Below are 16,562 nucleotides of genomic sequence, written 5' to 3'. Positions count from 1 at the left end.
TGTTTAAATATAATTTAACATGATTACCTACAATTTTGTAGGGTTGTAACTATTATTTACTATACTTTTGGAGGTTATTTATAAAATCAATCATCGATATAATCTAAAGTGATAAATTCCAGTAAATGAGAGAAGGGAATCAAGCGATGGATCGTATGAAAGGAAAGGTGGCTCTAATTACCGGAGCTGGGAGCGGGATTGGAAAAGCAACGGCAATCCTTCTGGCGAAAGAGGGAGCCAATGTTATTCTAACTGATATTCGAACGGATCATTTAAAGAATGCAGTGACAGAAATCGAAGCATTTCAAGGTGAAGCTGTTGCTATAGAACATAATGTCTCCGAAGAAGCAGAATGGCATACCGTTATACAGAAATCAGTCGACACTTACGGAACCATTGATGTGCTTGTTAACTCTGCTGGCATTAGTAGCAAATTTACAGATACTTTGGAAGACTGGAACCGATTACTGGATATTAATTTAACTGGAAGCTATCTTGGCATGAAGCATGTCATTGATTTGATGAGAAAGGGAAAAGGAGGGGCTATTGTGAATATCGCTTCTCTTGCCGGACTTGTCGGAGGTGGATTTAATGGTTATGCCGCTTCTAAAGGAGGCATTCGTGCCATATCCAGAGCGGCAGCTGTAGATTTTGCCAAGGATAACATTCGAGTGAATTCTATATATCCTGGCATTATTATTACTCCTATGACTGATGGGATACTTTATGTTGAAGAGCTGAAGCGTAAATTCGAGGAAAGCATTCCTCTGCCTCGCTTCGGAGCACCGCAAGATATCGCGAACGGTGTACTATACCTAGCATCCGATGAAGCTGCTTTTGTAACAGGGGCGGAGCTGGTCATTGATGGGGGAACTACTGCATCATAATATATAAGTCTATTGATGGATATTATGTGATATATAATGACAGTCGAAACTCAGACATTATTTCAAATGAACTTTTTGGCAAGAGCACTTATGTGACAGCTGAATAAACAAATAAAGAACCTCGGTAGCCAATACCGGGTTCTTTTGTCTTGTATATGAACAAAAACGCTGATATAATAAAACAGATTTCTTGTCAGTTGTAATATGTAGGCATAATTAACTCATCTTATATAATAAGAATATCATGCCGGCATATGGTGTGTCAAATGTTTTTTTCTCAATCTAGTAGTAAGGGGAGATATGGATGGATTATCCTTTGGTTCTCGGTTTTCAAGAAATGGATAGAACACAGTTATGGCTTGTTGGTGGAAAAGGATTAAATCTAGGAGAGCTGTCCAAAATTCAAGGAATTGAAGTGCCAGATGGATTTTGTATCACAACTAGAGGATATGAAGCAGCTATCGCACATAACAAAGTGTATCAGAAGCTGCTCAATCGACTTGCCATGTTATCTGTAGAGGATCGCGAGCAGATTGGTGCAATTTGTGAGGAGATCCGGCATACGATCAGGGCTGCGGGAATTCCTTCCGATGTTAAGGAAGCTGCAGCTCACTATCTCTCCAAGCTGGGTGAAGAACATGCCTATGCCGTGCGTTCGAGTTCGACTGCTGAGGATTTGCCGCATGCTTCTTTTGCCGGTCAGCAAGACACATACTTAAATGTTATTGGCACTGAAGCGATACTACAGCATATCAGCAATTGCTGGGCATCTCTATTCACAGACCGTGCGGTGATGTACCGTATGCAGAATGGATTTGATCACAAGCAGATTAAAATATCCGTTATCGTTCAAAGGATGGTATTCCCAGAAGCCTCAGGGATATTATTCACTGCAGATCCCGTAACTTCGAACCGAAAGCTCCTCACCATTGATGCCAGCTATGGACTAGGGGAGGCACTCGTATCTGGAATCGTATCTGCAGATGGCTATAAAGTGTGCGACGGAGAAATCGTTGATAAGAAGATAGCAACAAAGAAATTGGCGGTATATGGACGACCAGAAGGCGGTACGGAGACACAGAGGATCCATCCCGAACAGCAAAACACACAGACGCTGACGGACCAGCAAATCATGGAGCTTGCTCGCCTCGGTAGACAGATTGAAGCTCATTATAGTGCTCCACAGGATATTGAATGGTGTTTGGCCAATGATACATTTTTTATTGTGCAGAGTAGACCAATCACGACGTTATATCCAATTCCACATGTAAGTGATCAGGAGAATCATGTGTATGTATCTGTTGGCCATCAGCAAATGATGACAGATCCCATCAAGCCGCTGGGTTTGTCATTCTATCTATTAACGACACCTGCACCTATGCGCACAGCGGGCGGAAGATTGTTCGTTGATATTACGCCAGTGCTGGCGACAGCTGCTGGGAGAAATCACATGATCAACACGCTGGGACATTCCGATCTTCTCGTCAAGGATGCGCTTATAACCCTTATAGAGCGTGGAGATTTTCTTCCCGCATTAGATCCAGAGAATATAGAGGCGAGTAGAAATGCAGGCAGTGACAGCGCGTCGTCTATTGAAGCAGAGGCTTGGGTTGAATTCGATAAGTCCATCGTATCAGAGTTGATCCATAAGACTCAGAATTCCATCGCAGAGCTGAAGCATACGATAAAAGCGAAATCAGGAAGCGATGTATTTGATTTTATTCTGGAGGATATGAAGCAACTAAAGAAGATCTTGTTCGATCCACAAAGTTCACAAATAATTAATGAAACGATGAAGGCTTCAGCCTGGATCAATGAACAGATGTACAACTGGCTTGGTGAGATCAATGCAGCGGATACCTTATCCCAATCGGTACCATATAATATTACTTCGGAAATGGGTCTTGCTCTGCTTGATGTTGCGGATACCATACGTCCTTATCCGGATATCGTTGACTTTTTACAAAAAGCAGAAGATAATCGCTTTCTAGAGGATCTCGGTACTTTTGACGGCGGACAGAAAGTGCAGGATGCCATCTATGCTTACCTGGACAAATACGGCATGCGCTGTGTCGGAGAGATTGATATAACGCGAACGCGTTGGAGTGAGAATCCGATGACGCTCGTTCCTATAATCCTAGGGAATATTAGAAATTTCGAGCAGGGCGCAAGCGAACTTAAATTTGAGCAAGGACGACAGGAGGCACTCAGCAAAGAACAAGATCTACTGGAGCGTCTAAAACGGCTGCCGGATGGTGAGCAAAAAGCGAAAGAGACCAAGCAACGAATCGACCTCATTCGGAATTTCAGCGGATTCCGGGAGTATCCTAAATACGGCATGATCAATCGCTACTTCATATACAAGCAGGCGCTGTTGGAAGAAGCAGAGCAGCTCGTACAGAAAGGCATCATTCAGGATCAAGAAGATATTTATTATTTGACTTTTGATGAATTTCACGAGGCTGTGCGTGCCCTTACCCTGGACTACCAGCTGATTATGAAACGAAAAGAAGAGTATCGTCGATACGAGAAGCTGACGCCGCCACGCGTAATGACATCTGATGGAGAGAAGATAGCAGGCAGATACCACCGTGAGAATCTTCCTCCTGGAGCGATTGCGGGGTTGGCTGTATCAACCGGAATTATTGAAGGACGTGCGCGTGTCATTCTAAATATAGAAGATGCGAATCTGGAGGATGGAGATATATTAGTAACCTCTTTCACTGATCCCAGCTGGACACCCTTGTTTGTAGCTATTAAAGGACTTGTCACTGAGGTTGGCGGATTGATGACTCACGGAGCCGTAATTGCAAGGGAATACGGTATACCAGCCGTCGTCGGTGTAGATGATGCCGTTAAATTGATTAAGGATGGCCAGCGGATTCGTGTTAATGGAACAGAGGGGCATATCGAATTGCTCTAATAGGATTCCTGTGAATGATTGTTAGGAAAAGCGTGATAGTAAAAAAGATTCCGACAATTAGATCTATCCGTCGGAATCTTTTTTTTAGACCAAATATTTGTTTTTCAATAGGAGTCTATCTTCCTCACTAATTCCAAGTCCCTCAGAAAGATAATTCTCGAATGTTCCATAATTTTGATCAACGGCTTCAAACGCAGCTTGCAATAGGTTAGTCTTTATAAGATCTGTCTTTGAGATTTTTTGAAGTTGTTCTATCTGTTCAGAATCTTCAAAGTTTGCGATGACACGCTGCATGATATCCTCTAACGCCAAATCCGTAAGGTTATAATCTTGGATGACTACATCTCGAGGTACGCCTAAGGTGAGGAGAATAAGACCACATACAACCCCAGTCCGATCTCTACCGGCAGCACAGTGTAACAAGGATGTATTCCTGTCTTCTCTTAACAGCTCCTTTAGTATGAGGGAACACTTATCCGTATTTAATATCATTGCTTTATAAACCGCCTTCATATCATGACTGACCTTGAGCATTTCCTCCGGGTTAGCGTGTGACATAAATGGTATATTCGTGTTGATTGCTTTACCAATTATAGGACTTGGACGTTTCAACACTTCAAAGTCACTGCGCAGATCACAAATCCAGCTGATGTCCAGTTCATCCACGATCTGCATATCCGCTTCGCTTAATTCCGTCAAATCTGCGGATCGTAGTAACATACCCCAGCGTGTAGTGCGGCCATCCACAGTTTCGTATCCACCCATATCTCGAAAATTGAGCACTCCATCTGTATAAATCATACGATCAAAGGCTGAAGATACGGAACCGTCATTAAATTTTACATGATAATAGCATCTCAATGGAAAGTGATTCCTTGAAAAAGTGGCCTCAGTAACCTCGACTTGTGCTTCTTTAATTAGCGTACTACCGCTCTCTTCAAATTCTGGCTTCGAAGAATGATAGATCGCATCCACGCCAAATTGTTCATCCTTACTCCATGTAAGGGTTATCTTGTTCTTATCACTATACCTCGTCTTCATAAGTGGTCCTCGTTTGACAAGTGGCCTAGGTGTTAGCATGATAGTCCTCCTATTAATAGCATTCGTTTGTTGAATACAAGTAGGATACAAGATGAGTGTAAAACGTATGTGAATTATATGCAGTACATTTGTAAATTTATTATGACTTGAAGCTTCACATATAGCAAAGGGCTTATCTCATTATGAGATAAGCCCTTTGTCTTTTGGACAAACCATCGTCATCGCTCACTACTGTACGATTTGTACTACCAAATGTTGTTTTCTAAAATCCATGGGGCTTTACACCTAACTGTGTCTTAATAAATTGAAGCTGGAAGGCTGCGTTCACTTGTCATGATTTGAGCGAGAGCTGTAACACAAGACTACCCTCACGAAAATCACAGTACTGTCTGCCGTATTTAAAATCACATTGAGTTCCGCTCAGCAGAAATGTTGAGAAGACACAAGCAGCATTCAATGAAATTACTAAAGTATCAGGCAACTCCAATTTAGACTTGTTTACAGCCGATTTATGTTCTAAGTATTTCTAACTAATGTTATAAAAGAAAGCAGGAGATAATCCCCTGCTTGGATACTATAGCTTTCTTGCTTTGATCACAAACGTTATTGGAAACATCTTTGCTCTGTCCGCAAGCTCACTGTTATCTTCCCGCGAATACATCAGCTCCTCATCCGTTTCCTCAATCATTTGTTCAATAACAAAGCCCGCATTGGATAGCGCATTCACATAGGTTGATAATTTGCGATCCGCTAAGGTTAGTGCGCCTTCATTTAGAGGAACTGGATACCAAGCTTCATCAAAATAGCTCTTATTAAATACAAACATGTTATTTTCAGCAGTTACACATTTGTGTATAGGATGGGACCAGCTGAAAATAAAAGCGCCATCCTTTTTGACATAAGAGGCGATTCGTTTAAAAGTTCCCTCGAGGTCCGTGGTCCAGCCTATAGCATAGATCGAATAGACAAAGTCAAAATAATCCGCTGGTATGCCGCATTCCTCTTCCATGGGTGAACAGATCAATTTGGCAGACACGCCGCATGACTTCAGGTGCTGCGCTGCCTTCTCAATTTGCTTCTCAGATAGATCAATGCCCCATAGCTCAGATGCGTTGTGCTCTCCGTGATACTGTAGGGATTGACCGTTTCCACAGCCGATCTCCAGCAGCTTTTTTTCAGTTACATCGCCAAAGAGCTGATGTTTTTCTTCTGAAATAAATGCTCCATAGTAAGGAAGCACGATGGCTCTTAAGAAGTCATTTCCTATAGTATTCCAATAGTAGCTGTTTGTTTTATGTATCGAAGCATTCATGCAAGACCCTCCTTGACCATCTTAAAATTCAGTACCAATTCCAGGTTCAATCATACCAGAAAACTTCCACACTAATGAATAAAAATGATTAAGGATAGAACATCGATTTCAGCTGTAATGCATGAATTTTTCAAAAGCTTATCATAATACCAGAAGGACTGTTATGGAATCGATCGGAAAGGAGGCAAACGCATTTGAAATGGTTATCCGCCATGGTCCTGTTTGGACTGCTCACGATGCAAGCGAATCCAGGGGATCTATTGACTGTAACCCAAGATGGTAATTCACTGAGTACACTGGATCGGACCGAGTATAATCTTGGCGTGTTTCCGCTCATTAACACGGATACCTATGAACAGTGGGTGGATCAATTGGATCGAAAGACAATAAAGAAGCCTGAAAACGCACGAATTGCGATGGATGGTCATATTGAAGAGGGTCACAACGGATATCGCTTGGATCGACGTAAAATGCTGGCTCTCTTCTACAACTATTACTATGGAAAGGGACCGGCAACGGTTGAGCTTCCAACCTATACTTTACATCCCAAAGTAGATGCCGAGATACTCACATCCATTCGAACGAAGCCAATCGGGTATTATGTCACTTATTTTAATTCCAATAATAAAAATCGCTCGCATAACATCGCATTGGCAGCCAAGGCAATTGACAGTGCTGTTGTGTTTCCTGGAGAGATGTTCTCTTTTAACGAGGTTGTGGGCATGAGAACTATAGATAAGGGGTACAAAAAAGCGGGCGTCATTGTCCGGGGGGAACTGTCGGAAGGTGTGGGAGGAGGGATATGTCAAGTATCCTCCACGTTGTTCAATGCCATTGACAGAGCGGGGCTGCAAATCGTGAAGCGGTACTCCCATAGCCGGAACGTACCTTATGTTCTGGCTGGAAGGGATGCAACCGTCAGTTGGGGAGGGCCGGATTTCGCGTTTCAGAACGCCTATAATGAGCCAATCCTTATTCGGGCTTACAGCAACGGAGGACAAATTGCAGTGGCTGTGTATTCATCGGAATTCATCGAGTATCAGCCACGCCACGTACCCGGTATGTCCAAGCAGCTGCCTGAAGAGATCATCGACCGACGGGAGACATCCGTAAACGGTGAATAGCGGTATTAATTCGATTAGTTCTGTGAGTTCGCGTGATTTGAAGCAGCGTCTTTATTAAGTGTTAGGTAGATCACCATGATCATGATGCAGAGCGTTCCCATCCATTGAAACCCTCCGAAGGAATCCTTTAACCAGAATACGGTCGTCAGCACGGCCGCGACTGGCTCAAGGCTGCCCATAAGACTGGACTCCTTTGGAGACAAGCTGTTTAAGCTCTCAATATAGAACCAGAAGGCCAGCATAGTTCCAAATATGATAACGAAACATAAATATAAATAGGCTTCAATCGGCAAGCTTGTGAACATTAAATGCCAAGGCGGATGAATCAAGCTGATTGCGGCTCCACCGATTAACATTGCCCAGCCGACGATAACTAACGAATCGTAATTCTTGAGTAATTGGACAGCATAAAGGGTATAGAAGGCAAGCGCAGCTCCGGATAACACTCCCCATACAACCGCATCATGCGGTACGGATAACTGGATTAATGAACCATTTGTCAGCAAGAAAAAACATCCAATTAAAGACAGCGCTGCAGTCAACATATCTTTCTTGGTAGGTGCAGATCTTCCCCGGATTAGCAAGTACATCATAATCATGACAGGTGCCAGATACTGCAGCAATGTGGCTACAGCAGCGTTCCCCCGTTCGATCGAAGCCATATACGTATACTGAACGCCGAGCATACCAACGAGTCCAAATATGATGAGCTGGATCGATCGCTTTTTATCTGTCCAGATCTCAAATATATTTCGGCTGCCCTTTTTACAACAATGGATGGTAAGAAGAAGTATCCCCGCAATCAGCAAGCGAACGGTTACGAGCGAACCCATATCTATACCGTATTGAAAGAGCTTCTTCGCTACCGTTCCGCCAATTCCCCAGAATATAGCACCCAGAATAATCAGAATTAAACCTCTTTTTCTATTCATAGCCAACACTCCAGTAAAGTATTAAAATCGTATCCTGCTTTGACTATAATAAATAGAAAATGTATAAATATATACAAAAATCAGATATAAAAATATAAATATATTGAGGTTAGGTGTTCATGAATGCAATTTAAAGAATTTACAATTGACCCGGATTTTAAAGAGCTTACGCAGCACCGAACCACCATATTGCCACTCGCATGCTATCACACGACGATCATTTGTAATATTAACGGATATATCCCAATGCACTGGCATGAAGAACTTCAATTTGTACTTGTTGTCAAAGGGCAAGTTGTTTTTCAGATCCAGGAAGAAAGAGTGAGATTGGCGAAGGGGGAAGCTTTATTTATTAATAGTGGCTGTCTGCACCTTGCCAAAGATGACAATCATTCGGGTTGTGTCTACATTTGTTTGAACATTTCTCCGAGATTTATGCTGTCCCAAGAGTTATACGGAACTTATGTGTATCCTTATATAAAAGCAACAAACTTACCATACATCCTACTGAACACATCAGAGCAGTGGGTGACTAACATTATAAACAGCATCGTTGAGATTGACCGTTTGATCCAGGAGCGTCCACCTGCATATGAAATCGATATTTCTATAGAGCTTGCACAGATATGGAGAAACCTGATTTTGAATCATTTTCAATTAGAATACATAGAAGGGGAGATGTTAAAGAACGAGAAGATGAAGAAGATGTTGAACTGGATACATTTACATTATCCTGAGAAGATCGTTCTAGAAGATATCGCAAGAGCAGGGCAGCTAAGCAGATCTGAGTGCTGCCGCTATTTTCAAAGATTTATAAAGGATACACCGCTGAGTTATGTGATGGAATACCGAATTCAAAAAAGCTTGCTCCTGCTGCAAGCGCCTGAATATAATGTTACAGATGTGGCTTATCAGGTTGGTTTTAACAGCACTAGCTATTTTATAAGTCAATTCAAGAAATCAATGAACATGACTCCATTGGCCTATAAAAAGCAAAAAATATTCAATGATTGATTGGTCGATCATTCTTTAATATATAACTGAGTGATAGATGTGGTAAATTAGATACATGAGTTAAATGGAGGGAATTAGATGACAGTAGGATCGCAGAATGATATTGAAGGTCTGAAGGAAATCGGCAGAATTGTTGCCATGACGATCAAAGAAATGAAAATTCAGGCACGTGTCGGAATGACAACAAAGGAACTTGATGAAATTGGAGGGCAGATTCTGGCCAGGAATGGTGCTGTGTCGGCACCGAAGATCACTTATGATTTCCCTGGAAATACCTGTATTAGTGTTAACCACGAAGTTGCTCACGGTATACCAGGTAATCGAATTATTCAGCCAGGCGATTTAATCAACATTGATGTTTCTGCAGAAGCGGGGGGGTATTATGCGGATGCGGGTCATTCTTTTGTGATTCCTCCATATGAGTCTTCATTAATGCAGCTGTGCCAATACACGCATCAGACCATGATGAAAGTAATCTCTTCACTGAAGCATGGAGTTAAACTGAACGAAATCGGCAGGATTATTGAAATCGAGGCTAAAAAAGGCGGATACAACATTATTAAAAATCTATGCAGTCATGGTATCGGAAAATCACTGCATGAATCCCCAACAGAGATTCTACCCTTCTACAACAAGCATGATAAACGGGTATTGAAGGAGGGCATGGTTATTACGATCGAGCCTTTTCTATCTACAGGTGCAGGATATGCCGTTGAGCAGTCGGACGGCTGGACATTAAGTGTCCCTGACAATAGCTATGTAGCCCAGCACGAGCATACAATTATCATTACAAAAAATCAGCCCATTATCTTGACGGCTGTATAGTATAGCTAATGATTTAGAACAGACGCGTTTGATCCGAGATATCACGGAGCAGCCCGCTATAGCGGCCAGAGCGAGGCTGCTCCTATTATACATATAAGACCATTTGGGGGCGCTTAAGTATTGGGAAGTATTTATAACAAATCGGATGTAGAAGCAATATTGGCTCGGATCGACAATCTTAAACCGGATTAGAAACCACGCTGGGGTAAAATGAAGGCTGCTCAGATGTTAGCGCACTGCTCTTCGTTTCACGATATTGCAACCGGAAATTCCCGTCCTCGGAGAAGTTGGATTGGAATATTTGTAGGGAAGTTCGCGAAGCCTATTTTTTATAATGAGAAGCCTATACCGCATAACATGTCCACGATACCAACCATAATGATCTGAGATGAAAGGGTTTTTGAATGGGAGAAGGATATACTTAAACAAAAGATCATTGCTATTCAGAAAACAAGGATGAAAATCACCAATCCACGTCCCTTTTTCGGTAAGAAGTATCATCTGAACAACATCTGTTAGTTATTGCTGGCAGGTGTTTTTTGTTCATATCTTTTACGTGTTTAATAAACGAGTCACATGATATCCATTCTCCAACTAGGCATTAAGCACCAAATATCATTGATAATCACTGTTTTTGACAAGATTGGTGTAAAACGAGCTTATTCAAAGCTAGTATTCTGACGATATTATATTTGATAATCTGAAGCCATCCACAAAATCAGAGGAGGAAGCATATGAATTATACAGAGCTAGGGAAACAATTTATAGGTGGAGACTGGAGAGAAGGTTCCAGCGAGAAAGTGTTGCCTGATATCAATCCATATAATGATGAGGTTATCACGACGTTTCAGATAGCCAGCGTTAAAGATATTGATGAAGCATACAAATCAGCGCATAAGGCCAAGCTCGAATGGGATAAGGTTAATCCTTACAAGAAACGCGATATTCTGGAGAAAGCTGTTACATACATAGAAGCAAATGAAGAAGAGATTACATCCCTTATCATTCAAGAGCTGGGTGGTACTCGGATGAAGGCCGCATTTGAGATTGGTCTTGTTAAAAACATGATTAAAGAAGCGGCTACCTTTCCGCTCCGGATGGAAGGAAAGATTCTTCCGTCCACAGAAGATGGCAAAGAAAATCGTCTGTACCGAATTCCTGCCGGGGTAGTTGGGGTTATCAGTCCTTTTAATTTTCCGTTCTTCTTATCTATGAAATCTGTTGCGCCTGCACTGGGTGCCGGCAATGGAGTAGTGTTAAAGCCGCATGAGGATACACCGATTACAGGCGGCACACTGATCGGCAAGATCTTCGAGGCAGCGGGTATTCCAAAAGGTCTCTTAAATGTCGTCGTTACCGATATTAAGGAAATTGGTGATGCGTTTGTGGAGCATCCGATTCCTAGAATTATTTCCTTTACGGGATCAACTCAGGTCGGAAGCTATATTGGCCAGCTGGCAGTCAAGAACTATAAGAAGCCGCTGCTGGAGCTTGGTGGAAACAGTGCATTCATTATATTAGAGGATGCTGATCTAGAATATGCAGTTCAAGCGGCCACTTTCAGCAGATTCACACATCAAGGTCAAATATGTATGTGCGCCAATCGTATTCTCGTACAAAAATCAATATATGAACAATTCCTTAAGATGTTTAAAGAAAAGGTTACTACGCTTAAAGTGGGGGATCCTAGCGATCCAGAAACCGTCATTGGTCCTGTCATTAATAGACGCCAGGCAGAAACACTTGAGAAGCTTATTGCGAAGGGAATTGAGGAAGGAGCCGTTCCGCTCCTGCATGGTAAGATAACAGGAAGAATGGTAGAGCCTACGATTCTCATTGATGTCAATCCAGAGATGGTCGTTGCTCAAGATGAGCTGTTTGGTCCGGTTGTCTGCATCATACCTTTTGAAACAGAAGAAGAGGCTATTGATATCGCAAACGATACGAGATTTGGACTTAGCGGTGCAGTCCACACTTCCAACCTGGAGCGTGGAGTAGAGCTGGCGAAGAAAGTGCATACCGGCATGATCCATGTAAATGATATTACGATAAACGATGAGCCCATTATTGCATTTGGCGGAGAGAAACAATCGGGGTTAGGACGTATGAACGGTGAATGGAGCCTGGATGAATTTACAACGATGAAATGGATTTCGGTTAACTATGGACAGCGGAAATTTCCGTATTAAGAGCTAGGAGAGAAGAACATGAATACAGCAACAGAAGTCAATACACAGCACGACCTTATCAAATCATTTATAGCAGTAGCTCCGTTATTGAATAGTCTCTCAAATGATGATATTACCATTGGAATCTACGATACAGAGAAGCTGATCATTAATATTCCGGGGAAGACATTCTCTCTTAACGTAAACCCGGGAGACCCTTTAATGGAAGGGGATATCGTAACCAACGCCATTCGAAATAATACGCCTATATCCGCAATTGTACCAAAGGAACTCTTCGGATTTCCTTTAGCGGCTAGAGCAATTCCATTACATGATGAAGAGGGCAGAGTAATTGGTGGAATTGGTATGGGGACAAGTCTTGAGAAAGCGAGCAAGCTGTTTGAAATGGCGGAGAGCTTCTCCGCCATTGTCGAGGAGTCTACGGCTTCGATTGAGGATATTAGTCGTGCAGTGACACACCTGAATGATCGAGTGACAGACATGACTACACAAATGAAAGACATTAGTTCAAGTGCTCAGCAGATTGGCAAGATATCGACGGTAGTGAAGGAGATTTCGGATCAGAGTAACCTGCTCGGCCTGAATGCAGCCATCGAAGCTGCTCGAGCTGGTGAAGTGGGAAGAGGCTTCTCCGTTGTTGCCGGAGAGATCAGGAAGCTGGCTACGAGCTCCAAGAACAACGTAGATCAGATCAATGGAATTACACAAAATATCCAAGCGTTGCTGCTGCGTTTAAACCAAGCTTTTTCCGATATTCACACTTTAGCTGATACGCAATCAGGTACCATTCAAGAATTTACGGCTACCATTCAAGAGATCAGCGTTAAAGCAGAAGAATTAGCTCAAGTAGCGGAACAGACCTTGTATTCAAACGATAGTCAGTGAGTATATACATGCTGGCAATGGACGACCCTTAAGGTAAATTATAACTTAGGAGGTCATTGATTCTTGAAATTTGAACTTGGACAGTGCTTATTGAATGAACGATTGATGGAATCCGGAAGATCAGTGGAATGGCTGGCAAAAGAAATGCTTATGAAGCCGGAACGATTATATGATTATATGGAAAACAAAAGAGTGATGCCACTCAAAATGGCGATATCTATCTCCGATACTCTCGGTTGTGATGTTGCTGACTTGTATGAACTGATTCCGAACACATCGGAAACAAAGAGAGATTAACCGGTTAACAATTGCTCAGCATAAGACATACTGGATTAAAGATCGATTCATTAAGAATCGATCTTTAAATCTATCTGTAGAGGATTAGTACGGCCGATCCCCTGCAATTGACACCCGCTCTGCCACACGGCGATGGGGGTAATAATCAGACACAGCATAATGCTGAGTTGCTCTGTTATCCCATAGTGCGACCGAATTCGCTTCCCATTGGAACCGAACCTGATATTCTGGAATGTGAGCCTGACGGAACAGGTAATTAAGAAGCTTCTCGCTCTCCCCCTCCTCAAGTCCGACAATCCGGATGGTGAAGGCGCCATTAACGAATAATGTCTTGCGACCGGTTTCGGGATGAGTCCGCACGATGGGATGCTCTGCAGCAGGAAACTCCTCCTGTTTCGCAGCAAGGATCTCCGGCGGCATGTGACGTCCGAACGTCGTCGTAAAATCATGGATAGCAGTGAGTCCGTGGATTCGTTCTTTAATTGCATCGGGGAGGTTGTCGTAAGCTGCTCCCATATCAGCCCAAAGGGTATCACCACCAAAGGGAGGGACCTCAGATAAACGAAGTACAGAGCCGAGGGCAGGATCTTTACGCCAGGTCACATCTGCATGCCATATGTTCTCATTGCCTGTCATATTTGCATTTTTCTCAAACCGCGTAATTTCTTCTGCGCTTCCCCGGGGGAGGAAAGGATGCTTCTCAAGTTCTCCCCACTCTTTGGCAAAAGCCACCTGCTGTTCGCTCGTAATGTGCTGGTTCCGGAAGAACAACACTTTCCACTCCAGAAATGCGCGCTGAATTTCGGCCTTGAGCTCAGGAGCCAGCGGCTTTCCAAGGTCAACACCTTCGATTTCTGCTCCAATAATCGGACCAAGCGGTTTTAATGTGAACAAGGTATAAGGACGATCCTCTAATCCTTCTGCAAGTCGGTTCAAATGTCTCGCTCCTGCTTTAAATTCCCGGACAGGTGCGTAATCACGTGACAGATAAGTGGTTTGACTCATGGATATTAGCCTCCTCAATTATAGTATTCCTACGTTTTCAGTGGACTTTAGAACGAAAAAAAAGACGCCAGAGAAGTCAGACACGAAGAAGAAGGGTTTCATTTCTCGTGTCCGAATCTCTGGTCGTCCAGTTGATCCGTTCATCGTTTACAGACTGATTTATAGTTCAGTGTGTGATGGACCAAATCTTATCAGCAAGTATCGCAAACTGTCAACCTGTATTTTACTAAAATATGTAAGGTTTTCTTCACGAGATAGTTTAGTCTTTTAAACTTACTAATGTAATCTTACCTGTTTAATCGGGTATTGACAATATCCTCCCAGCTCTGCTAAGATGAGCCACAACAACGAATGATTTGGATCCCTTAACGGTAATTTTGAATCGATATGTGTGAATCGACTGGAACGACCAGAGATTCGGCTGACCCCCTTTTTTTCAGAAGGTGAGCCGAGTCTCTTTTTATTTTCACTAAGAATGGGGGAGCCAATATGTCCGAAGAACGAAGATCAATTCTCGAAGTGAACGCAGTAAATAAAACCTTTAGAGGAGACCAAGGCTCTAATCATGTGCTAGATGAGATCAATCTTACAGTGAAGGAAGGTGACTTCACGACCATTATTGGGCCGAGCGGCTGTGGGAAGAGCACACTGCTCAAAATTGTTGCAGGGCTTGATACCGATTACGAAGGGGATGTATTACTCAAAGGGAAACGGGTAGAGCGTCCATCTCAGGAAAAAGGCTTTATCTTTCAGGAGCACAGGCTGTTTCTGTGGCTCAGTGTAGAGCAGAACATCGCGGCGGATTTATCACTAAAAGATTCGGAAGTTCGAAGCCGAGTCGACGCGTTGATTGAACTGGTTAAATTGAAAGGGTTCGAAAAGGCATTTCCAAGAGAACTGTCGGGTGGGATGTCACAGCGGGTTGCCATTGCACGGGCACTGATCAGAAATCCGGAGGTGATGCTGCTCGACGAGCCGTTCGGTGCGCTGGATGCTTTTACAAGAGGCCATATGCAGGAAGCCCTGCTCGATATATGGCAGACCAACAAGACCGCGATGGTTCTCGTCACCCATGATATTGATGAAGCGGTATTCTTGTCCACCAGGGTGGTTGTGATGGACCGGCGTCCAGGTCGAATCAAGGCGATCGTGCCGATTGATCTGCCCTATCCACGTAAACGAACCAGCCGTTCCTTTATCGAGCTGCGCACTTTAGTATTGGATGAGCTGGATCACCGGGAGGAGCAAGAAGCATATAGTATTTAAATGGAACTATGAGAATAGGCGTGATAGCATCCAATTTTTACGCATAAACCATAAGCAGCCCCTGCTAGTAAACAAGTGTAGTAATAGATCGGGTAACCTCGATTTTGCTTACTTGTTGAACGAAGGGGATTTTTATTATGATTCAGACACAAAAACTCGTTAGGCTCACAGGAGGGCGGATGATCCTGATAATGTACCGCGCAAGAAAATGTCCACGAGCTCCTTGCCTAGCTTAGCAGTGAATTATATTCACTTACCGTTTCATTCTTATTCCCGATCACCATCATGGTTGAGAAAGTTTGTGCTAGAAGCATTGGATTATTCTTTCGAAGTATATTACGTTCCATCGCCTCTCGAAAATAGTCAGCTAATTCCTCGTAAATTTGATTTTCAGCTTCCCTAATTTCGCGTATCTGTTCCTCACTCAGAAACTTCTCCGCTTCTCTTAGAAGCGTCTCAATTTCCGCATGGGGATTGGCTAATCTTGCTTCTGCAACCTTTAGTAATCCTTCTTCCAGATGCTCTGCATCTCTTAATAATCGTGACGTATGTTGATGCACATTATTGAACATGATCGTAACCGCGGCTTTAAAAAGCTCTGACTTACTGGTGAAATGATAGTAGATGGTCGGTTTGGTCACATGGCAAGCTTTAGAAATTTGTTGGAGCGATACGGGCTCATAGCCATGCTGCATAAACAGCTGTGCAGCTGTTTGGAGAATAAGTTCTTGTTTGGATAACTCTTGTTCTGCTTGTTTCGGTCTTCCTGGTGAACGTTGAATCTCTTTATTTGCCATTAGAACCTCCGTGAAAATTTTGTGACAATTGATCGATGTGAACAAATATATCAACAAATGAACTT

Annotated in this window: 14 protein-coding genes; 9 read left to right on the top strand and 5 right to left on the bottom strand. The window is 42.9% G+C overall.

Annotated elements, in window-relative coordinates; genetic code table 11:
- The first annotated feature begins 146 nt into the window (after nt 1–146).
- Nucleotides 147–887 (top strand): SDR family NAD(P)-dependent oxidoreductase, encoded by a 741-nt coding sequence (locus TCA2_RS12550; protein WP_047911926.1) that lies wholly within the window; start codon nt 147–149, stop codon nt 885–887.
- 304 nt (nt 888–1,191) lie between these two features.
- Nucleotides 1,192–3,810, top strand: coding sequence for a phosphoenolpyruvate synthase (gene ppsA / locus TCA2_RS12545; RefSeq protein WP_047911925.1), 2,619 nt, complete (start codon nt 1,192–1,194; stop codon nt 3,808–3,810).
- 84 nt (nt 3,811–3,894) lie between these two features.
- Here ppsA and TCA2_RS12540 read toward each other — a convergent pair whose 3' ends face one another.
- Together TCA2_RS12540 and TCA2_RS12535 are read right to left on the bottom strand one after the other, a co-directional pair.
- A complete protein-coding gene (locus tag TCA2_RS12540; protein WP_047911924.1) occupies nt 3,895–4,890 on the bottom strand; it encodes a tyrosine-protein phosphatase in 996 nt (331 codons plus the stop codon).
- A gap of 535 nt (nt 4,891–5,425) precedes the next feature.
- A complete protein-coding gene (locus TCA2_RS12535) occupies nt 5,426–6,163 on the bottom strand; it encodes a class I SAM-dependent methyltransferase (protein ID WP_047911923.1) in 738 nt (245 codons plus the stop codon).
- 194 nt (nt 6,164–6,357) lie between these two features.
- On the opposite strand from TCA2_RS12535, the gene TCA2_RS12530 reads away from it, so the two are divergent.
- On the top strand, nt 6,358–7,287 hold the full coding sequence (locus TCA2_RS12530; protein ID WP_370510351.1) for a VanW family protein: 930 nt from the start codon (nt 6,358–6,360) through the stop codon (nt 7,285–7,287).
- Nucleotides 7,288–7,301: 14 nt separating this feature from the next.
- On the opposite strand, the gene TCA2_RS12525 is transcribed toward TCA2_RS12530, so the two are convergent.
- The gene (locus TCA2_RS12525; RefSeq protein WP_047911922.1) at nt 7,302–8,219 is read right to left on the bottom strand and encodes a DMT family transporter; all 918 of its coding nucleotides are present in this window, start codon (nt 8,217–8,219) and stop codon (nt 7,302–7,304) included.
- 123 nt (nt 8,220–8,342) lie between these two features.
- Here TCA2_RS12525 and TCA2_RS12520 point away from each other — a divergent pair, with 123 nt between their 5' ends.
- The 5 genes from TCA2_RS12520 to TCA2_RS12500 all read left to right on the top strand — a co-directional run bounded on the left by TCA2_RS12520 (nt 8,343) and on the right by TCA2_RS12500 (nt 13,429).
- Entirely contained in the window at nt 8,343–9,233 is an 891-nt protein-coding gene (locus TCA2_RS12520; protein ID WP_047911921.1) for a helix-turn-helix domain-containing protein, read from the top strand.
- Nucleotides 9,234–9,311: 78 nt separating this feature from the next.
- Nucleotides 9,312–10,058 carry a type I methionyl aminopeptidase gene (gene map, locus TCA2_RS12515; RefSeq protein ID WP_047911920.1) on the top strand — a complete coding sequence of 249 codons (747 nt, stop codon included), beginning with the start codon at nt 9,312–9,314 and terminating at the stop codon, nt 10,056–10,058.
- A 734-nt stretch (nt 10,059–10,792) separates the two neighbouring features.
- The gene (locus TCA2_RS12510) at nt 10,793–12,247 is read left to right on the top strand and encodes an aldehyde dehydrogenase family protein (protein WP_047911919.1); all 1,455 of its coding nucleotides are present in this window, start codon (nt 10,793–10,795) and stop codon (nt 12,245–12,247) included.
- Between the two features lie 18 nt (nt 12,248–12,265).
- On the top strand, nt 12,266–13,132 hold the full coding sequence (locus tag TCA2_RS12505) for a methyl-accepting chemotaxis protein (RefSeq protein ID WP_047911918.1): 867 nt from the start codon (nt 12,266–12,268) through the stop codon (nt 13,130–13,132).
- 63 nt (nt 13,133–13,195) lie between these two features.
- Nucleotides 13,196–13,429, top strand: coding sequence for a helix-turn-helix transcriptional regulator (locus tag TCA2_RS12500; RefSeq protein WP_047911917.1), 234 nt, complete (start codon nt 13,196–13,198; stop codon nt 13,427–13,429).
- Between the two features lie 84 nt (nt 13,430–13,513).
- On the opposite strand, the gene TCA2_RS12495 is transcribed toward TCA2_RS12500, so the two are convergent.
- Nucleotides 13,514–14,434, bottom strand: a complete 921-nt coding sequence (locus TCA2_RS12495) for a TauD/TfdA family dioxygenase (protein WP_047911916.1) — start codon at nt 14,432–14,434, stop codon at nt 13,514–13,516.
- A gap of 489 nt (nt 14,435–14,923) precedes the next feature.
- On the opposite strand from TCA2_RS12495, the gene TCA2_RS12490 reads away from it, so the two are divergent.
- Nucleotides 14,924–15,700 carry an ABC transporter ATP-binding protein gene (locus TCA2_RS12490; RefSeq protein ID WP_047911915.1) on the top strand — a complete coding sequence of 259 codons (777 nt, stop codon included), beginning with the start codon at nt 14,924–14,926 and terminating at the stop codon, nt 15,698–15,700.
- Nucleotides 15,701–15,927: 227 nt separating this feature from the next.
- Here the strand turns inward: TCA2_RS12490 and TCA2_RS12485 are convergent, their stop codons facing one another.
- Nucleotides 15,928–16,497, bottom strand: a complete 570-nt coding sequence (locus TCA2_RS12485) for a TetR/AcrR family transcriptional regulator (RefSeq protein ID WP_238546373.1) — start codon at nt 16,495–16,497, stop codon at nt 15,928–15,930.
- Nucleotides 16,498–16,562 lie beyond the last annotated feature (65 nt).

The sequence above is a fragment of the Paenibacillus sp. TCA20 genome (assembly GCF_000732325.1).
Classification (GTDB): Bacteria; Bacillota; Bacilli; order Paenibacillales; family Paenibacillaceae; genus Paenibacillus; species Paenibacillus urinalis.
This window is presented reverse-complemented; position numbering and strand designations above follow the sequence as displayed.

Excerpts from the sequence above, each read along its gene's own strand:
- TCA2_RS12550 (WP_047911926.1), top strand. The coding sequence starts at position 147 with ATGGATCGTATGAAAGGAAAGGTGGCTCTAATTACCGGAGCTGGGAGC.
- ppsA (WP_047911925.1), top strand. The coding sequence starts at position 1,192 with ATGGATTATCCTTTGGTTCTCGGTTTTCAAGAAATGGATAGAACACAG.
- TCA2_RS12540 (WP_047911924.1), bottom strand. The coding sequence starts at position 4,890 with ATGCTAACACCTAGGCCACTTGTCAAACGAGGACCACTTATGAAGACG.
- TCA2_RS12535 (WP_047911923.1), bottom strand. The coding sequence starts at position 6,163 with ATGAATGCTTCGATACATAAAACAAACAGCTACTATTGGAATACTATA.
- TCA2_RS12525 (WP_047911922.1), bottom strand. The coding sequence starts at position 8,219 with ATGAATAGAAAAAGAGGTTTAATTCTGATTATTCTGGGTGCTATATTC.
- TCA2_RS12520 (WP_047911921.1), top strand. The coding sequence starts at position 8,343 with ATGCAATTTAAAGAATTTACAATTGACCCGGATTTTAAAGAGCTTACG.
- map (WP_047911920.1), top strand. The coding sequence starts at position 9,312 with ATGACAGTAGGATCGCAGAATGATATTGAAGGTCTGAAGGAAATCGGC.
- TCA2_RS12510 (WP_047911919.1), top strand. The coding sequence starts at position 10,793 with ATGAATTATACAGAGCTAGGGAAACAATTTATAGGTGGAGACTGGAGA.
- TCA2_RS12505 (WP_047911918.1), top strand. The coding sequence starts at position 12,266 with ATGAATACAGCAACAGAAGTCAATACACAGCACGACCTTATCAAATCA.
- TCA2_RS12495 (WP_047911916.1), bottom strand. The coding sequence starts at position 14,434 with ATGAGTCAAACCACTTATCTGTCACGTGATTACGCACCTGTCCGGGAA.
- TCA2_RS12490 (WP_047911915.1), top strand. The coding sequence starts at position 14,924 with ATGTCCGAAGAACGAAGATCAATTCTCGAAGTGAACGCAGTAAATAAA.
- TCA2_RS12485 (WP_238546373.1), bottom strand. The coding sequence starts at position 16,497 with ATGGCAAATAAAGAGATTCAACGTTCACCAGGAAGACCGAAACAAGCA.